The sequence below is a fragment of the Pantoea sp. ICBG 828 genome, assembly GCF_002928355.1.
Taxonomy (GTDB): domain Bacteria; phylum Pseudomonadota; class Gammaproteobacteria; order Enterobacterales; family Enterobacteriaceae; genus Pantoea; species Pantoea dispersa.
Genome location: NZ_POWN01000001.1, coordinates 175,069 through 190,449, shown reverse-complemented (window position 1 = coordinate 190,449; position 15,381 = coordinate 175,069). Strand labels below are relative to the sequence as shown.

Here is a 15,381-nt window from a genome sequence, read left to right as displayed (position 1 = left end):
GCTTTTTTTTTATGCCGTAAACCTGTTTATATTCAACCATCTGTCCTGAATTTTCCCTTTCCGCTGTCGCCCTGGCGCGTTTCATGCATCAGGCAAACTGATAAATCGTTTGCCGGAGCCCTGCTATGTCGCACCCAGAAGAAGAGAAAGGTTTGTTGTACGGGCTGGATGCCCGCATCGGTCCTGCACCGGCGTTCTTTGCCGCCCTGCAGCACGTGCTGGCCAGCGTGGTCGGTATCATCACGCCGCCGCTGATTATCGGTTCCGTACTGGGGTTACAAGCCTGGATCCCGTATCTCATCAGCATGTCGCTGCTGGTTTCCGGACTCGGCACCTTTCTGCAGGCGCGCCGTTTCTGCGGCATTGGCGCAGGCATGATCTGTCTGCAGGGCACCAGCTTCGCCTTTCTCGGCGTCATTCTCTCGGCGGGGATGACGGTGAAAGCGCAGGGCGGTTCACCGCAGGCGATCCTCGCCATGATCTTTGGCTGCAACCTGGTGGCGGCGCTGATTCCGATGCTGATTAGCCGCTGCATCACACCGCTGCGAAAAGTGCTGACCCCGGTGGTGACCGGTACGGTGATCACCTTGATTGGTATCAGCCTGATAAAAGTCAGTATTACCGACTGGGCGGGCGGGCATAACGCCCGCGATTTTGGCGCGCCGGGTAATCTGGCGCTGGGGGCGCTGACCCTGCTGGTGATTATCGTGCTTAACCGCTCCCACTCGCGCTGGGCGCGGCTGGTGGCGGTGGTCGCCGGCATTGGTGCGGGCTGCATCGCGGCGGCGCTGAGCGGTCATCTGCCGCTGAAGCCGATGGCGGAGACGCACTGGCTGGTGCTGCCTTCGCTGCTGCATTTTGGCTTTGATTTTAGCTGGACGCTGTTTGTACCAATCGCGCTGGTCTCGGTGATCTGCGTGATTGAGGCGGTGGGCGATCTGACCGCCAACTGTCTGATTTCACGCCAGCCGCTGGAAGGCGACGGGTTTCAGCGCCGGCTGCAGGGCGGGATTCTGGCCGATGGCCTCAGCTGCCTGCTGGCGGCACTGTTCTCGGCGTTTCCCAATACCACCTTTGCGCAGAACAACGGGGTGATTCAGATGACCGGCGTCGCCAGTCGCTACGTGGGGATGGTGATTGGCCTGATGCTGGTGCTGCTGGGCATCTTCCCGCTGGTCGGCAACCTGCTACAGCAGATTCCGCCGCCGGTGCTGGGCGGGGCAACGCTGGTGATGTTTGGCAGTGTGGTTGCCGCCGGTATTCGCGTGATGACGCAGGCACCACTGGGGCGGCGTGAGATGCTGATTGTGGCGGTGGCATTTGGCATTGGCCTCGGGGTGGAAGCGGTTCCGGACGTGCTGAAACAGTTCCCGCCGCTGGTTAGCAATCTGTTTGGTCATGCAGTCACTACCGGCGGGATTCTCGCTATGCTGCTGAACGTGGTGCTGCCTAATGAAGCTAAAACGGTTGCGGCGGTCGGCGCGGTTGAAGAGAGCAACTGACGCACAATTTACCTTCAGAATCGCGCCCTCCGTGGCGCGGTTCGGTCGGGGTTACGGGTTGAGACGACGGCGCGTGCGGCCGGAGCTGAGGTAATCCGCGATGTAATCCTGCGAAATTTCGCCGCTGTAGCGACCTTCCTCATCGACAATCGGCATCCATACCGTGTTGTGTTCATACAGCTTCGACAGCACCACGCGCAGGTTCTCCTCCGCTTTGCCGGTGACCTTAAAGGTGTGCAGCATCTCCTCGCAGCGGCCGGTGGCGCCGCGCGCTTCACGACGTTTGACAAAGCCCAGCGGTTTGCCATCTTCGTCGACCACCGTGACCGAACGCATGTCGTTGTCGTCCATGGTCGCGAACGCCTCCTGCAGCGGGGTACTGCGCTGCACGGTGATGGTCGGCTGCTGATCGGTGACGTCGCCCGCCTGCACCAGCAGCAGACGTTTCAGCGTACGGTCCTGACCGACGAACGAGCCGACAAATTCGTTGGCCGGCTGCGCCAGCAGTTCGTCCGGGCTGGCACACTGCACGATTTTGCCCTGGCCAAACACCGCGATGCGGTCACCGAGCTTCAGTGCCTCATCAATATCATGGCTCACCAGCATCACGGTTTTCTTCAGCTGGCGCTGCATATCAAGGAACTCGTTCTGAATCACCTCGCGGTTAATCGGGTCGACGGCACCGAACGGTTCATCCATCAGCAATACCGGTGGATCCGCCGCCAGCGCGCGGATCACGCCGATGCGCTGCTGCTGGCCGCCCGACATCTCACGCGGGTAGCGATGCAGAAACTTCGTCGGGTCAAGCGCCACCATGCTCATCAGCTCCGTCGCCCGTTCCCGACAGCGTTTTTTGTCCCAGCCCAGCATGCGCGGCACCACGGTAATGTTCTCTTCAATGGTCATGTTCGGGAACAGACCAATCTGCTGAATCACATAGCCGATGTTACGGCGCAGCGTGACGGTATCCTGGCCGCTGGTGTCTTCGCCATTAATTAAAATCCGCCCGCTGCTGGCGGGGATCAAACGGTTAATCATCTTCAGCGTGGTGGTTTTGCCGCAGCCGGACGGGCCCAGCAGCACACACATCTCCCCGGCAGGCACTTCCAGGCTGACGTTGTCAACGGCATTGAACGTGGTGCCGTTTTTTTGCGTAAAGGTTTTCGTCAGGTTTTCCAGTTTTATCATTATCGAATCCCCTTAGGAGTCAGCGCCGACTGCAGACGGTGCAGCAGCCAGTCAAGAATAATCGCCAGTAAACAGATCATCAGTGCGCCGGCTATCAGCATACGCACATCGCTGCCGCTGATGCCGTCCAGCAGTTGCAGGCCCAGGCCGCCGGCACCGATCACCGCCGCAATCGCCATCACGCCGACGTTCATCACCACGGCGGTACGGATACCGCCAAAAATCACCGGCAGCGCCATTGGTATTTCCACCCAGCGCAGGCGTTGCCAGAAGGTCATGCCGATACCGCGACCGGCTTCGCGCAGCCCGGGCGGCAGATTTTCCAGCGCGGTATGGGTATTACGCACAATCGGCAGCAGTGAATAGAGAAACACCGCGGTAATCGCCGGCAGGGCGCCAATCCCCTGACCGATCAGTGAAAACAGCGGAATCATCAGGCCAAATAGCGCAATGGTCGGGATGGTCAGCACGATGGTGGCGATGCCCAGCACCGGTGTTGCCAGCCATTTGAAGCGGACAATCAGAATGCCAAGCGGCACGCCGACGAGGATGGCAAAACCTACCGCCACCAGCACCAGCCAGGTGTGCTGCCAGGTCAGCGCCAGCAGCGTGTTCCAGTTATCCATGATGTAATGCAGGGTATCCATTGCGCCTCCTTACAGCATGTTTTTGGATTTGAGGAAATCACGCGCCACCTGCTGCGGCGACTGGTGATCGATATCGACACGCTTGTTCATCTCGGTGATGGCTTCATCGGTGATCAGCGGCGACAGCGCATTCAGCGCGGCCTCAAGGCCAGGATGGCTTTCCAGCACATCCTGACGCACTACCGGCGTGACGTTGTAACTTGGGAAGAAGTGCTTATCATCCTCCAGTACTTTCAAATCAAAGCCTTTTACCCGGCCATCGGTGGTGTAAATCAGTCCGGCGTCAACAAAGCCGTCGCGCACCGCGTTATACACCAGGCCGGGGTCCATCTGACGTATCTGCGGGCGATCCAGCGGCATGTTGTAAGCTTTCTGCAGCGGTTTCAGACCATCCGAGCGGCCGGCAAATTCCAGATCGAGACCGAGTTTCCAGTTATGATCCGGATCGGTGTTGCGCACCTGTTCCAGCTTCGCCACCAGCTGCGACATGGTGTTGATGCCTTCCGCCTCAGCGCGCTGGCGCTGCATGGCAAACGCGTAGGTATTATTCATCGGGGCAGGATTGAGCCACACCAGTCCCAGCTTCGCGTCCAGCTGTTTAACGGTTTTGTACGCCTCTTCAGACGACATTGGCTTATTGATATGGTTGAAAATAATCAGCGAGGTGCCGGTATATTCCCACGTCATATCAATCTGCTTGTTGATCATCGCGTTACGCCCGATGGTGGTGGCGATGTTGGTTTTCGGGATGACCTGAAAACCTTTCTTTTGCAGCCACATCACCGTCATGGCAGACAGGATATGCTGCTCGGTAAAACTTTTGGTCGCCATCACGATGGGCGCGGCGGCGAGCGCGCCGTGACTGAGGGTTAAGGTGGCGGTCAGGGCCAGCGCGGTGCGTTTGACCCAGCGCGCCAGCAGATTAGCAGTGGCCATGATTACATGCTCCGGGTTAAGCCGCAGAGTGCGGGCTGAGGACGCGTCCCAATGCTGCCAGCAGCATGTCGAGGATCAGGGCAAACAGGGCGGTGGCCACTGCGCCGAGGATCAGCGTCGGGAAGTCGTTGAGATAAATACCAGGGAAAATCAGCTCACCATAGCTGCTGGCACCAATTAGAAAGGCCAGCGGCGCGGTGCCGACGTTAATCGCGGTCGCGATTCGTACCCCGGCGAGGATCAGCGGCAGCGCATTCGGCAGTTCAACCCGGCGCAGCCGCTGCAGTTTGGTCATGCCGATACCGTTGGCAGCTTCAATCAGCGACGGCGGCACCGCGCTCAGACCGGCATAGGTGTTGCGCACAATTGGCAGCAGCGAGGCGAGGAACAAGGCGATCAGCGCCGGGCGATCGCCAATGCCGACAATCACCATCGCCAGCGCCAGCACGGCCAGCGGCGGCAGCGTGTTACCGACGTTGAAGATTTGCATCACATATTCAGCCCAGCGACGGGCGAAGGGACGGCTGAGCAAAATCCCGCTCGGGATGCCAACCAGTAAAGCGCATAACATCGACCAGAACACCAAGTACAGGTGTTGCTGCCCAAGGTAAAGTAAATCCACCTTGCGGTCGCGCAGCGTATCCAGCCCTAATCCCCACACCAGCAGGGCTATCACCACCACGATGGCGAGCAGTGCCAGCCCGGCACGTCGGGCGAGCGATGCATTGTGCATAGCGTGCGTCTCCCTGATTGAAAAAATCGATTGATTTTATGACATTATTTTCAGCGTACCGGCGTTATGCGATGCCATACACAGACGAAAATCCAGCACGCTGTCAAATTGCAGTTAAAATGACTGTTTCCCGGCTTTTTCACAGTGAAAAACCAGAAACTGCCTTTAGAGCTATAGCAACGCTTAATGATCATTGCCAGTTTTCACGGCAAAATCAGGTAGATACAAAAGCAGTAAAACTAAGCGAAACCCGCATGAAATAAGGTGTCGTTCGACAATAAAAAATTTTCATCAAGATAGGTGACATTGTCACAAGCAGGCGCACACAGAGGAAACTGAGTCGGCGAAATTTCGACTAGCCTTGTAAGAAAAAGGGAGACGTATGACTGAAAGCGCACAATTACAAACGGAACATCGCCACTGGATTCTGATTGCCTGCATGCTGGCGATGTTTATGGCTGCCATTGAGGTCACCATTGTGGCCACGGCCATGCCAACCATCATTGCCGATCTTGGCGGTTTCGCGCAGTTTGGCTGGGTGTTTTCTATTTATCTGCTGACGCAGGCGGTAAGCGTCCCGTTGTACGGCAGACTGGCGGATATCTGGGGCCGCAAACGATTATTTTTCATCGGCGTAACGCTGTTTTTGCTGGGCTCGGTGCTGTGCGGTTTTGCCCATAGCATGACGTGGCTGATTGTGTTTCGTGCCTTTCAGGGCCTGGGGGCCGGGGCGATCATGCCGCTGACCACCACCATCGTGGCGGACATTTACTCGCCGCGCGAGCGCGCCAGCGTGCAGGGCTGGCTCTCCAGCGTCTGGGGCGTCGCGGCCGTCATCGGTCCGCTCAGCGGTGCCTGGCTGGTTCAGCACTTTAACTGGTCGGTGATTTTCTGGGTAAACGTGCCGATTGGTCTGCTCTCCATGCTGCTGCTGGCGCGTTTTTTGCCGGCGCGCGAACAGCATCAGGGCGCAACGCTGAATCTGACCGGCAGCTGCTGGTTGATGATCAGCGTCACCGCACTGCTGGTGGCGCTGTTACAGGCGGAAGCGCTGGGTTTCTGGCTGGTGCCGTTCCTGGCGCTGGCGCTGCTGGCCGGCTGGCGGCTGAAACATCACGAGCAGCGGGCCGATGCGCCGCTGTTTCCGCTGGCGCTGTGGCGCAGCCGCCTGATTGTGGCCGGTAATGCCGGGAACCTGATTATCGGGGCCACCATGATGGGCATCAGCGCGTTTCTGCCGACGTGGATTCAGGGCATTACTGGCGGCACGCCGCTGCAGGCGGGCAGCGCGCTGGCGATGATGTCAATTGGCTGGCCGCTGGCCAGTACGCTCAGCGGGCGCCTGATGCTGATCACCTCGTATCGTTTTACCGCGCAGCTCGGCGCGTTTTTACTGATTGCCGGCAGCGCGCTGTTACTGCTGCTGCGCGCCGACAGCAGCATCATGCAGGCCGGGCTGACGGCGTTTGTTATTGGCACCGGGATGGGCATGACCAGCACCACCTTTCTGGTTTCGGTACAAAATCATGCGCACTATGAAATTCGCGGCATCTGCACCGCCTCAATCATGTTCAGCCGCATGCTGGGATCGGCCATCGGCACGGCGATAATGGGCGCGGTGCTCAATCTCAACCTGTCGCTGCGGCTGCCGCAGGCCAGCGATCCGATGCAGAAAATTATGGCACCGGAGAGCCGTCAGGCGCTGCCGCAGGAACAGTTACACTTTTGGACCGGACAGATTGCCAGTTCGCTGCACTGGGTATTTGTGGTGGCATTGCTGATTGCGCTGCTGACGTTGTGGATTGCGTGGCTGATGCCGCGTCAGCGGCCGGAAGCGGAATAAAGCAGGGCGGCCGACCAGCCGCCCGAAGGGATTACTGTGCGGGAGCATCCTGCGAGCTGCCCGCGCTGTCCGGCACGCTGCTATCCGCATCGCGACCGTTTTTCTTGTAAACGATTTTCTGCGTGTCGTTTTCACAGTGGCCAACGACCTGACCGCCTGCCTGATCAACCTGATCGTTCGGCACGATATCCAGCGTAAAATCCGATTCCGCCACGCCATTGTTGATGATCTTTTTGCTGATGTCGGCGCGCACGCTTTCGCAGGACGCCTGCACCGCCAGCGGTAACGCCAGCGCCATTAGCAACACAACTGCATTACGTTTTTTCATCACTCACTCCTTGTTGCGTCATTCCCGTGAAAACTATAGCAGCTGACGCGCGTTACGGCGCCAGCGGACGGCCGGTGCGGCGATCGAGGCAGCGCAGGGTGTTCGGTTCCCAGTACGCATTAACGTTGTAGCTTTTTTCGCAGGCGTCGCGGGTATCAAAGGCCCGGTCTGCCTTGTCGAACTCTTTCTCCACGCGGGTATTTACCTTGTTACGCAGGTTGCGCGTATCGTTCCACTGCTCTTTGCTCTGACGCGCCGCCTCGTTGCTGGCCGCGTTGTTGCCATCTTCAATAATCAGGCGATCCGTCTTAGCGACAGCCAGCGGCGCAGTCAGCAATACGCTGGCGGTCAGCGTGGTAGCCAGCAGGGCGGAAAACAGTTTTTTCATCGTCATTTCCTTTCGTTAACTCCAGCACAGCGCGCAGGGCGGCTGTCACAACACTGTCTGCCAGTATATCATCGCTGCTTCTTTGCTCACCAGCGGTGAGCGGTTTGTTTAACGATCAGAGAGACTTTGTATGCTGGTGAAAACCGCGCTGCTGTTTTTTATCACTGCGATTGCCGAGATCACCGGCTGTTTTCTGCCGTGGCTGTGGCTGAAGCGCGGCATGAGCGCCTGGCTATTGTTACCGGCCGCAGCCAGCCTGGCGCTATTTGTCTGGCTGCTGACCCTGCATCCGGCAGCTAGCGGCCGGGTGTATGCGGCTTATGGCGGCGTGTATGTGTTAACGGCGCTGATCTGGCTGCGGCTGGTCGATGGCGTCAAACTGAGTGCGTGGGATTGGGTCGGTGCGCTGGTGGCGTTCAGCGGCATGCTGATTATCGTTATCGGCTGGGGCAAGGCCTGAACCGGCCGCGCAGGGCGACCCGACGGGCCGCCACGCTAAACTTGCTTATTCTTTGAACACCTTCAGTCCGGCGGTGGTTTGCGTCACCGGCATGATTTCCAGCGTGTTGATGTTGACGTGCTTCGGCAGCGTGGTCACCCAATAGACCGCTTCCGTCACGTCTTCCGCCGTCAGCGCGGTGGTGCCTTCATACACCGCATCCGCGCGGCCATCGTCACCTTTGAAGCGCACGTTCGAAAACTCGGTACCGCCCACCAGGCCAGGCTCGATATCGGTGACGCGCAGCGCGGTGCCGTGCAGGTCGGTGCGCAGGTTGAGGCTGAACTGGCGCACAAACGCCTTGGTTGCCCCGTACACGTTGCCGCCGGCGTACGGCCAGCTGCCGGCTATCGAGCCAATGTTGACGATGTGACCGACGTTGCGCTCTACCATGGCAGGCAGCACGGCGCGCGTCATATACACCAGCCCTTTGTTGTTGGTGTCGATCATATTTTCCCAGTCTTCAACACTGGCTTTATGCGCCGGTTCGACGCCCAGCGCCAGCCCGGCATTGTTAACCAGCACATCGATATCACGCCATTCGGCGGGCAGGGCAGCGATGGCTTCTTCGATAGCCGCGCGATTACGCACATCCAGCTGCACGGTATACAGGTTGTCGCCCAGTTCCTGTTTTAATTCCTGTAAACGCTCAGCACGGCGTCCGCTGGCGATCACTTTGTGACCTGTAGCAATGAAGCGGCGGGTGATACTTTGACCAAAACCGGCGGTCGCACCGGTAACAAAAATAATCATCTCACTGTTCCTTATACGATTTCAGGTTCTCTGCCACACCTTAGCATTAACCCCGCAGCGGCGCTCATGAAAAGCGTGGGCGGCGTGTTGCAGAATCTTTCCTGCACGTTTGCGGTGCAGTCCTGCACCATGAGCGTGCCCAATCAGGCACCTTTTCCCGGCGTAAAACGCCAGCGTAATGCGCAAGGGCAATACCACGAACAGGCAATCGGTTACGCATACGATTGCCTGCAATTTTTGCGACGATAATCGCGCTGAAATTGTGTATTTATCTGAATTTAAAGTGATTGTTGGATGGGCTTGCCTGGCATGCGGTTTGCAATATCTTTGCTATATCTATCTGAAACCTGCATTACACCCTGAAGGAAGCGTCATGTCTGACTCTGTTGTAACCCGCCTGCGCGCCAGTTTTTTTGATTTCCCCGCGCTGGCCGACCAGCCCGATGGCCTCGCCGACCAGGCACGCTACCTCGAAGACGGTCTGCTGACGCTGCGCGACGGCAAAGTGGTGAGTCTGGAGCGCTGGCAGTCGGCACATCAACACCTGGAATCAACGCAGGTGATCGATCTGCGCGGCAAGTTGATCCTGCCGGGGTTTGTGGATACCCATATTCACTATCCGCAGACCGAAATGATCGGCGCATTCGGTGAACAGCTGCTGGAGTGGCTCAATCAGTACACTTTTCCGGTCGAGAGCCAGTACCACTGTGCGGCACACGCGGCGCGCATGTCAGCGTTTTTCCTGCAACAGCTGCTGGCCAACGGCACCACGACTGCGCTGGTGTTTGGTACGGTGCATCCGCAATCGGTAGACGCGCTGTTCAGCGCCGCCGAACAGCTGGAGATGCGACTGATTGCCGGCAAGGTAATGATGGATCGCCACGCACCGCCGGAACTGACCGAAACGCCGGCGCAAAGTTATCAGCAGACGCGTGAGCTGATTCAGCGCTGGCACCAGCGCGGGCGTCTCGGTTATGCGCTGACGCCGCGCTTTGCGCCGACCTCATCGCCGCAGTTGCTGGAGAAAGTGCAGCAGCTGAAAAACGAGTTTCCCGATACCTGGCTGCATACCCATCTCAGCGAAAATCAGCAGGAGATCGCCTGGGTAAAAACGCTGTTTCCCGCCCATGATGGCTATCTTGATGTGTATCACCAGCATCAGCTCACCGGCAAACGCAGCGTATTTGCCCACTGCCTGCATCTGGAGGATCGCGAATGGCAGTGCCTGCACGACACCGACTCGGCGATGGCCTTCTGTCCGACCTCCAACCTGTTCCTCGGCAGCGGGCTGTTCAATCTTAAACGCCGCTGGCAGCAGCGCGTGCGCATGGGCATGGGCACCGATGTCGGCGCCGGCACCACCTTCAATATGCTGCAGACGCTGGGTGAAGCCTATAAGGTGGGGCAGCTGCAGCAGTACAAACTCAGCGCCGCAGAAGCGATTTACCACGCTACGCTGGGCGGCGCCCATGCGCTGGATCTTGATGACAAAATCGGCAACTTCAACCCCGGTAAAGAGGCGGATTTTGTGGTGATCGATCCTGCCGTATCACCGCTGCAGCAGCTGCGCATGGCCAACAGCGACGATATCCATCAGCGTTTGTTTGTCCTGATGACGCTGGGTGATGACCGTAACATCGCGCAAACCTGGGTCAACGGTAAGTGCGTGTGGCAGCGGGAAAGCCATACGCACGCGCAAGGTTGTTGCCAGGCGACGAAACTGCCAGGATAAAAGCATCCCGCCGCAGGTGGCTGCGGCGTTGCTGATTATCAGGAGCGATAATGACTTCACGTGCCAATCCGTTTTTTAACGTCAGCCCGTTGCCGTACCAGACACCGCCGTTTGATCTGATCGACGAAGCGCATTTCCTGCCGGCGCTGGAAGCCGGAATTGCCGAAAAGCGCCAGGAAGTGGCGGCCATCGCCAGCAACCCCGAGCCGGTAACCTTTGCTAACACCTATGAAGCGCTGGAGCGCAGCGGTAGTCTGCTAAACCGGGTGTACCCCGTTTTTGCCGCGATGACCTCAGCCAATACCAGCGAGCGGCTCCAGCAGGTTGACGAGCTGATCACCCCGCAGCTGACGGCGCTCAATGACGAAATCTACCTTAACCCGGCGCTGTTTGCGCGGCTCGACAGCGTGTATCAGCAGCGCGGTTCGCAGTGCCCGGATGCCGAAGCGATGCGTCTGGTGGAAGTCACCTGGCAGCGCTTCCAGCTGGCCGGCGCCAGCCTGAGTGAGAGCGATAAAGCGCAACTGCGCGCCTGTAATCAGGAGCTGGCCAGTCTGGGCACGCGTTTCGGTAACCGGCTGCTGGCGGCAACTAACGCCGCCGCTTATACCGTCAGCAGCGCGGCGGCGCTGGACGGCCTGTCGCCGGCGGCGCTGGCACAGGCGAAGGACGCCGCTGAGGCGCGCGGGCTGCACGACGCATGGCTAATCCCTCTGCAAAATACCACCCAGCAGCCGGTGCTGCAGTCGCTGACGGTGCGCGCCACGCGCGAAGCGCTGTTTCAGCAGGCGCTGACGCGCAGCGAGCAGGGTGACGACAACGACACGCGCGCCATCGTGTCGCGCATGGCGCAACTGCGTGCGCAGCAGGCCAGTCTGCTGGGCTTCGACAGCTTCGCAGCATGGAGCCTGCAGGATCAGATGGCGAAAACGCCGGAAGCCGCCCAGTCCTTTATGCGCAACATCGTGCCCGCCGCGACGGCGCGCGCCGGGCGAGAAGCGGCGGATATTCAGCAGCTGATCGCCGACCAAAACCACAGCTTCCCGCTGCGCGCCTGGGACTGGAATTACTACGCGGAGCAGGTACGCACCGCGCAATACGCGCTGGACGAAGGGCAAATCCGCCCCTATTTTGAGCTCAACACTGTACTGGAAAAGGGCGTGTTCTGGTGTGCCAGCCAGCTGTATGGCATTCGATTTGAACAGCGCCACGATCTGCCGGTCTACCATCCGGACGTCAATGTTTATGAGATTTTTGATGCCGACGATGCCCCGTTAGCGCTGTTCTACACCGATTTCTTCACGCGGGATAACAAGAGCGGTGGCGCATGGATGGGCAATTTCGTCGACCAGTCGACGCTGCTGGAAAGCCGGCCGGTGATTTACAACGTCTGCAATTACAGCAAGCCGCAGCCCGGTCAGCCGGCACTGCTCAGCTGGGATGAGGTGATCACGCTGTTCCATGAGTTTGGCCACACGCTGCACGGCCTGTTCGCCACCCAGCGCTATGCCAGCCTGTCCGGCACCGCCACGCCGCGAGATTTTGTCGAATTTCCGTCGCAAATCAACGAACACTGGGCCAGTCAGGATCAGGTGTTTGCCCACTATGCACGTCATTATCAGACCGGTGAAGCGATGCCCGCCGCGCTGCGCGACAAAATGGTGCGCGCCGCGAAATTCAACAAAGGCTATGACATGACCGAACTGCTGGCGGCGGCATTGCTTGATTTGCAGTGGCACTCGCTGTCACCGCACGATAAACCGCAGGATGTCAGCCATTTTGAGCAGCAGGCGCTGGCGGCGGAGAATATTGCCCTGAGTGCCGTGCCGCCGCGCTATCGCTCCAGCTACTTCCGTCATATCTGGGGTGGCGGCTATGCGGCCGGGTATTACGCCTATATCTGGACGCAGATGCTGGCCGACGATGGTTATCAGGCGTTTGTCGAGCGGGGCGGTCTGACGCGCGAAAATGGTCAGCGCTTCCGTGAGCAGATTTTGTCGCGCGGTAACAGCAGCGATCTGCAGCATCTGTGGCTGGCCTGGCGCGGTAAAGCGCCGGACATCGGGCCGATGCTGAAACACCGCGGCCTCGACGAGGCGTAACGCGCCGTAACCGAAGGGCCAGCCAGCGGTGCAGCTGGCTGGCCTGCACGCTTATCCCAGCGGACCGCCTTCAATGGTGTCACACATGCCGGCCAGCACGCGCTCGCCGGTTTCCTCTTTCAGTCCGGCATACCATTCCGCGGTGACCGCCGCATCTTTGGCGTGGGTGACATCACAACGCTTGCGCGCTTTCAGCACCAAATCACGGGTGCGCTCGACGCGCCGCGCCTCATAGCGCAGCAGGCCGTCCTCAATGCCCAGCGAATGTGCAGTCAGGGTTTGCGCCAGTACCACCGCATCTTCCATGGCCGCACAGCCGCCCTGGCCAATATCCGGCGTGGTGCTGTGTGCCGCATCCCCCAGCAGCGCCACACGCCCTCTGACAAAGCGGCTGAAGGGTTCGATATCATGAATCTCCACGCGATTGGTGGTTTGTGCGTCAATGCTGGCGATCAGCCGCTGGACCGGTTCGGCCCAGCCGGCAAAATAGCCGCGCAGATCGTCTTTCACCGTTGCGCGATCCTGCGCCAGCCCTTTCGGCAGCGGGACATCAAAGAAAAAGTAGAAGCGGTTACCGCTCACCGGCATCAGCGAGACGCGCTTGCCCTCGCCGACAAACGTGGTCCACTGATCGGCGGGCGCGATGCTCTCATCGATGGTGACCAGGCCATTCCAGTTAACGTAGCCTGCGTAGCGGCGCTCGACGTGTTCGCCCAGCACGTGATGGCGAATCACCGAGTGGGTGCCGTCGGCGGCCACCATAAAATCCCCTTCAGCCTGGCTGCCGTCATCAAACCAGGCGGTCACGCCGCTGGCATGCTGCTCCACCCGCACAACGCGTTTGCCAAAGCGGATGCGTTCGCGGCCGTAGCTGTCGATCAGCAGCGCCTGTAACTCTGCGCGTGCGACCGGATAAGGATACTCGCCGACCTGCTGCACTAGCGGTGACAAACTGAAGCGGGTCAGGGTGCTGCCGCTGTGGCCATCGTTGTAAGCCATAAACGCCATATTGCCGCCGAGCGCGCGCAGCTGTGCCTTGAGACCCAGCGCATTGAGGCACTTCACGCCGTTAGGCCAGATAGAGATGGCCGCGCCGACCGGTTTCATCTCTTTCACCGCTTCATACACTGCGGTGCTGAAACCCGCTTTTTCCAGCGCCAGCGCCGCGCTCATGCCGCCGATACCCGCTCCAATCACAATCGCTTTCATTACCGTCTCCTTTACTGTGCACCCTAAGCCCTGCAACTTTTGTACCATCTTGCAGGGCCAGAGTGATGCTGAATTAAAGCATTGAAAATAATGACTTATATTTTGGTTGGGTCAGACACTGCTTCAGCAATGGGCGCAGATGCTGCACCTCAACAGGGCATCATCAGGCGGAAGGTGAACCAAAGGTTTCACGCTGGCAATCATCCGGCCAGCGTTCATACTCTCTACATCCATCCTGCGAGGACTGAATGATGAAGTGGATAATGATGTTATGGCTGCTGGGCAGCCTGAGCGCAGCGGCGCAAACGCCGTGGCAGCCGGAGAGAAAAGGGGATTTGCCGCAGCTCACGCCGGTAGCAGCGAAGTGTGATGTCTCTTCCTGTCAGCAGAACTGTTACGTGCAGCAATCGCAGTGCAAGAATGACAACGGCGGCGGCTGTGGCTCGCTGGCGCAGATTTGCGTACAAAACTGTGCCAGCCAGTGCCGCTAGACCGTTTACGGATCGTCTTTGATGCGGCGATCGATGGCGAAGGGAGCGGAGGTCGCTGTGGCAATCAGCGCGGCCGCGGCCGGGTGATCGGGGTTAAACAGCGCATTATCTTCGCCGGTGAGGATGCTGGGCACCGTCATCAGCAGGGGAAAGCCGTTGTGCGGATCGAGAAACGCCGCGCCGATGGCCTGCGTCTCCTCCTGCTGCTGATATTTTTCCCAGCCAGCCGGCAGTTTACTGCTGTCGAGGGCGATGATGTCGGACTCCGGTACCGCCACGGTAAACACCACAAAGCGGCTTTGCTCCAGCAGCGTTTTCCCGGCGTGCACCACCAGTTCCAGCGTTGCCAGCGCTTTTGAGCTGCTGAGGTAAACCGCTTTCATCCCGGGCGGATTCCAGCGGCCACCCCATTTTTCTGCGCCAGCACCGTTAAACGCCTGGCTGGCGTACTCCGCTTTGACAATACGATAGAACACCCTGACGGGTGTGGCCGGATCCTTCCGTCGTGTCATCAGACAATCACTCCGTGCTCCAGGCGGCCAATCAGCGTCAGCACCGCGTCGCAGCCGGCGGGCGTACTGAGCATGTTAATCGGCTGCGCGTTGTCGAGCGCCAGCGCAGGCTGATACATCCAGTGCATCGCCACTTCCGGATCGCCAGCGAACAGCTGGATCACCGCATCCAGCACTTCAAATACCTGATAGATGCGCGCGCCCTGTTCGACTGAGAGCTGCGATCCGGACTTCTCGCGGCGCCGGTAGGTATTGCGGTCAATTGAGACCATTTGCGCGATGTCGATCGGCGTCGCTTTCAGAATCGTGGCGGCGCGTTCGACAATGCCGACATCCATGCCGTCGGTGATCAACTTATGCGCCTTAAGCCGGTTACGCGGCAGCCCCATCTGATCCATAAAAGAGGGGCGGGCGTGCTGAATCAGCGACGGATCAAAGATGCGCGATCCGCTGGTGGGATTAAAAGCCGATGCGGTGGACATCACAACCTCCTGATAATGTTCATGTGAACATTTTTA

At 59.0% G+C, this 15,381-nt stretch carries 18 protein-coding genes; 8 read left to right on the top strand and 10 right to left on the bottom strand.

Translation table 11 applies throughout. The features are described from left to right. Nucleotides 1–125 precede the first annotated feature (125 nt). Nucleotides 126–1,502, top strand: coding sequence for a nucleobase:cation symporter-2 family protein (locus tag C1Y43_RS00870; RefSeq protein WP_104186674.1), 1,377 nt, complete (start codon nt 126–128; stop codon nt 1,500–1,502). Nucleotides 1,503–1,553: 51 nt separating this feature from the next. Here the strand turns inward: C1Y43_RS00870 and osmV are convergent, their stop codons facing one another. From osmV to C1Y43_RS00850, 4 genes are read right to left on the bottom strand one after another with little or no spacing between them, the layout of a single operon-like run. After that, nucleotides 1,554–2,690 carry an osmoprotectant ABC transporter ATP-binding protein OsmV gene (gene osmV, locus C1Y43_RS00865; RefSeq protein ID WP_021506074.1) on the bottom strand — a complete coding sequence of 379 codons (1,137 nt, stop codon included), beginning with the start codon at nt 2,688–2,690 and terminating at the stop codon, nt 1,554–1,556. Beyond that, complete coding sequence (osmW, locus tag C1Y43_RS00860; RefSeq protein ID WP_021506073.1) at nt 2,690–3,337, bottom strand: osmoprotectant ABC transporter permease OsmW; 648 nt, start codon at nt 3,335–3,337, stop codon at nt 2,690–2,692. The genes osmV and osmW overlap by 1 nt, the downstream gene beginning before the upstream one ends. A 9-nt stretch (nt 3,338–3,346) precedes the next feature. Beyond that, nucleotides 3,347–4,273, bottom strand: a complete 927-nt coding sequence (locus C1Y43_RS00855) for a glycine betaine ABC transporter substrate-binding protein (protein ID WP_104186672.1) — start codon at nt 4,271–4,273, stop codon at nt 3,347–3,349. Nucleotides 4,274–4,289: 16 nt separating this feature from the next. After that, nucleotides 4,290–5,006 carry an ABC transporter permease gene (locus C1Y43_RS00850; RefSeq protein WP_104186670.1) on the bottom strand — a complete coding sequence of 239 codons (717 nt, stop codon included), beginning with the start codon at nt 5,004–5,006 and terminating at the stop codon, nt 4,290–4,292. Nucleotides 5,007–5,077: 71 nt separating this feature from the next. Between C1Y43_RS00850 and C1Y43_RS23550 the strand changes: the two genes are divergently transcribed. Both C1Y43_RS23550 and C1Y43_RS00845 read left to right on the top strand, forming a co-directional pair. Continuing rightward, nucleotides 5,078–5,269, top strand: a complete 192-nt coding sequence (locus tag C1Y43_RS23550; protein ID WP_146068636.1) for a hypothetical protein — start codon at nt 5,078–5,080, stop codon at nt 5,267–5,269. Between the two features lie 119 nt (nt 5,270–5,388). Beyond that, nucleotides 5,389–6,849: an MDR family MFS transporter gene (locus tag C1Y43_RS00845; RefSeq protein WP_058769781.1), complete on the top strand. Its 1,461-nt coding sequence runs from the start codon at nt 5,389–5,391 to the stop codon at nt 6,847–6,849. A 31-nt stretch (nt 6,850–6,880) separates the two neighbouring features. Here the strand turns inward: C1Y43_RS00845 and C1Y43_RS00840 are convergent, their stop codons facing one another. Both C1Y43_RS00840 and C1Y43_RS00835 read right to left on the bottom strand, forming a co-directional pair. Beyond that, on the bottom strand, nt 6,881–7,177 hold the full coding sequence (locus C1Y43_RS00840) for a DUF1161 domain-containing protein (protein WP_058769782.1): 297 nt from the start codon (nt 7,175–7,177) through the stop codon (nt 6,881–6,883). Nucleotides 7,178–7,229: 52 nt separating this feature from the next. After that, nucleotides 7,230–7,565: a DUF1283 family protein gene (locus tag C1Y43_RS00835; RefSeq protein ID WP_010618460.1), complete on the bottom strand. Its 336-nt coding sequence runs from the start codon at nt 7,563–7,565 to the stop codon at nt 7,230–7,232. A 133-nt stretch (nt 7,566–7,698) separates the two neighbouring features. Between C1Y43_RS00835 and C1Y43_RS00830 the strand changes: the two genes are divergently transcribed. After that, a complete protein-coding gene (locus C1Y43_RS00830) occupies nt 7,699–8,025 on the top strand; it encodes a YnfA family protein (RefSeq protein WP_031279118.1) in 327 nt (108 codons plus the stop codon). A 45-nt stretch (nt 8,026–8,070) separates the two neighbouring features. Here the strand turns inward: C1Y43_RS00830 and ydfG are convergent, their stop codons facing one another. Then, nucleotides 8,071–8,817, bottom strand: coding sequence for a bifunctional NADP-dependent 3-hydroxy acid dehydrogenase/3-hydroxypropionate dehydrogenase YdfG (gene ydfG / locus C1Y43_RS00825; RefSeq protein ID WP_058774694.1), 747 nt, complete (start codon nt 8,815–8,817; stop codon nt 8,071–8,073). A gap of 66 nt (nt 8,818–8,883) precedes the next feature. On the opposite strand from ydfG, the gene C1Y43_RS23545 reads away from it, so the two are divergent. The 3 genes from C1Y43_RS23545 (at nt 8,884) to dcp (ending at nt 12,651) form a co-directional block, all read left to right on the top strand. Then, nucleotides 8,884–9,066 carry a hypothetical protein gene (locus tag C1Y43_RS23545; protein ID WP_146068635.1) on the top strand — a complete coding sequence of 61 codons (183 nt, stop codon included), beginning with the start codon at nt 8,884–8,886 and terminating at the stop codon, nt 9,064–9,066. A 124-nt stretch (nt 9,067–9,190) separates the two neighbouring features. Continuing rightward, nucleotides 9,191–10,549 carry a guanine deaminase gene (gene guaD / locus C1Y43_RS00820; RefSeq protein ID WP_104186668.1) on the top strand — a complete coding sequence of 453 codons (1,359 nt, stop codon included), beginning with the start codon at nt 9,191–9,193 and terminating at the stop codon, nt 10,547–10,549. 50 nt (nt 10,550–10,599) lie between these two features. Further along, entirely contained in the window at nt 10,600–12,651 is a 2,052-nt protein-coding gene (gene dcp / locus C1Y43_RS00815) for a peptidyl-dipeptidase Dcp (RefSeq protein ID WP_104186666.1), read from the top strand. A 51-nt stretch (nt 12,652–12,702) separates the two neighbouring features. On the opposite strand, the gene hpxO is transcribed toward dcp, so the two are convergent. Continuing rightward, complete coding sequence (gene hpxO / locus C1Y43_RS00810) at nt 12,703–13,860, bottom strand: FAD-dependent urate hydroxylase HpxO (protein ID WP_058780578.1); 1,158 nt, start codon at nt 13,858–13,860, stop codon at nt 12,703–12,705. Nucleotides 13,861–14,108: 248 nt separating this feature from the next. Here hpxO and C1Y43_RS00805 point away from each other — a divergent pair, with 248 nt between their 5' ends. After that, the gene (locus tag C1Y43_RS00805) at nt 14,109–14,351 is read left to right on the top strand and encodes a hypothetical protein (RefSeq protein ID WP_369974293.1); all 243 of its coding nucleotides are present in this window, start codon (nt 14,109–14,111) and stop codon (nt 14,349–14,351) included. 5 nt (nt 14,352–14,356) lie between these two features. Here C1Y43_RS00805 and C1Y43_RS00800 read toward each other — a convergent pair whose 3' ends face one another. Continuing rightward, nucleotides 14,357–14,863, bottom strand: coding sequence for an RES family NAD+ phosphorylase (locus C1Y43_RS00800; RefSeq protein WP_104186664.1), 507 nt, complete (start codon nt 14,861–14,863; stop codon nt 14,357–14,359). Continuing rightward, nucleotides 14,863–15,345: an antitoxin Xre/MbcA/ParS toxin-binding domain-containing protein gene (locus C1Y43_RS00795; RefSeq protein ID WP_021506062.1), complete on the bottom strand. Its 483-nt coding sequence runs from the start codon at nt 15,343–15,345 to the stop codon at nt 14,863–14,865. The genes C1Y43_RS00800 and C1Y43_RS00795 overlap by 1 nt, the downstream gene beginning before the upstream one ends. Nucleotides 15,346–15,381: the final 36 nt, after the last annotated feature.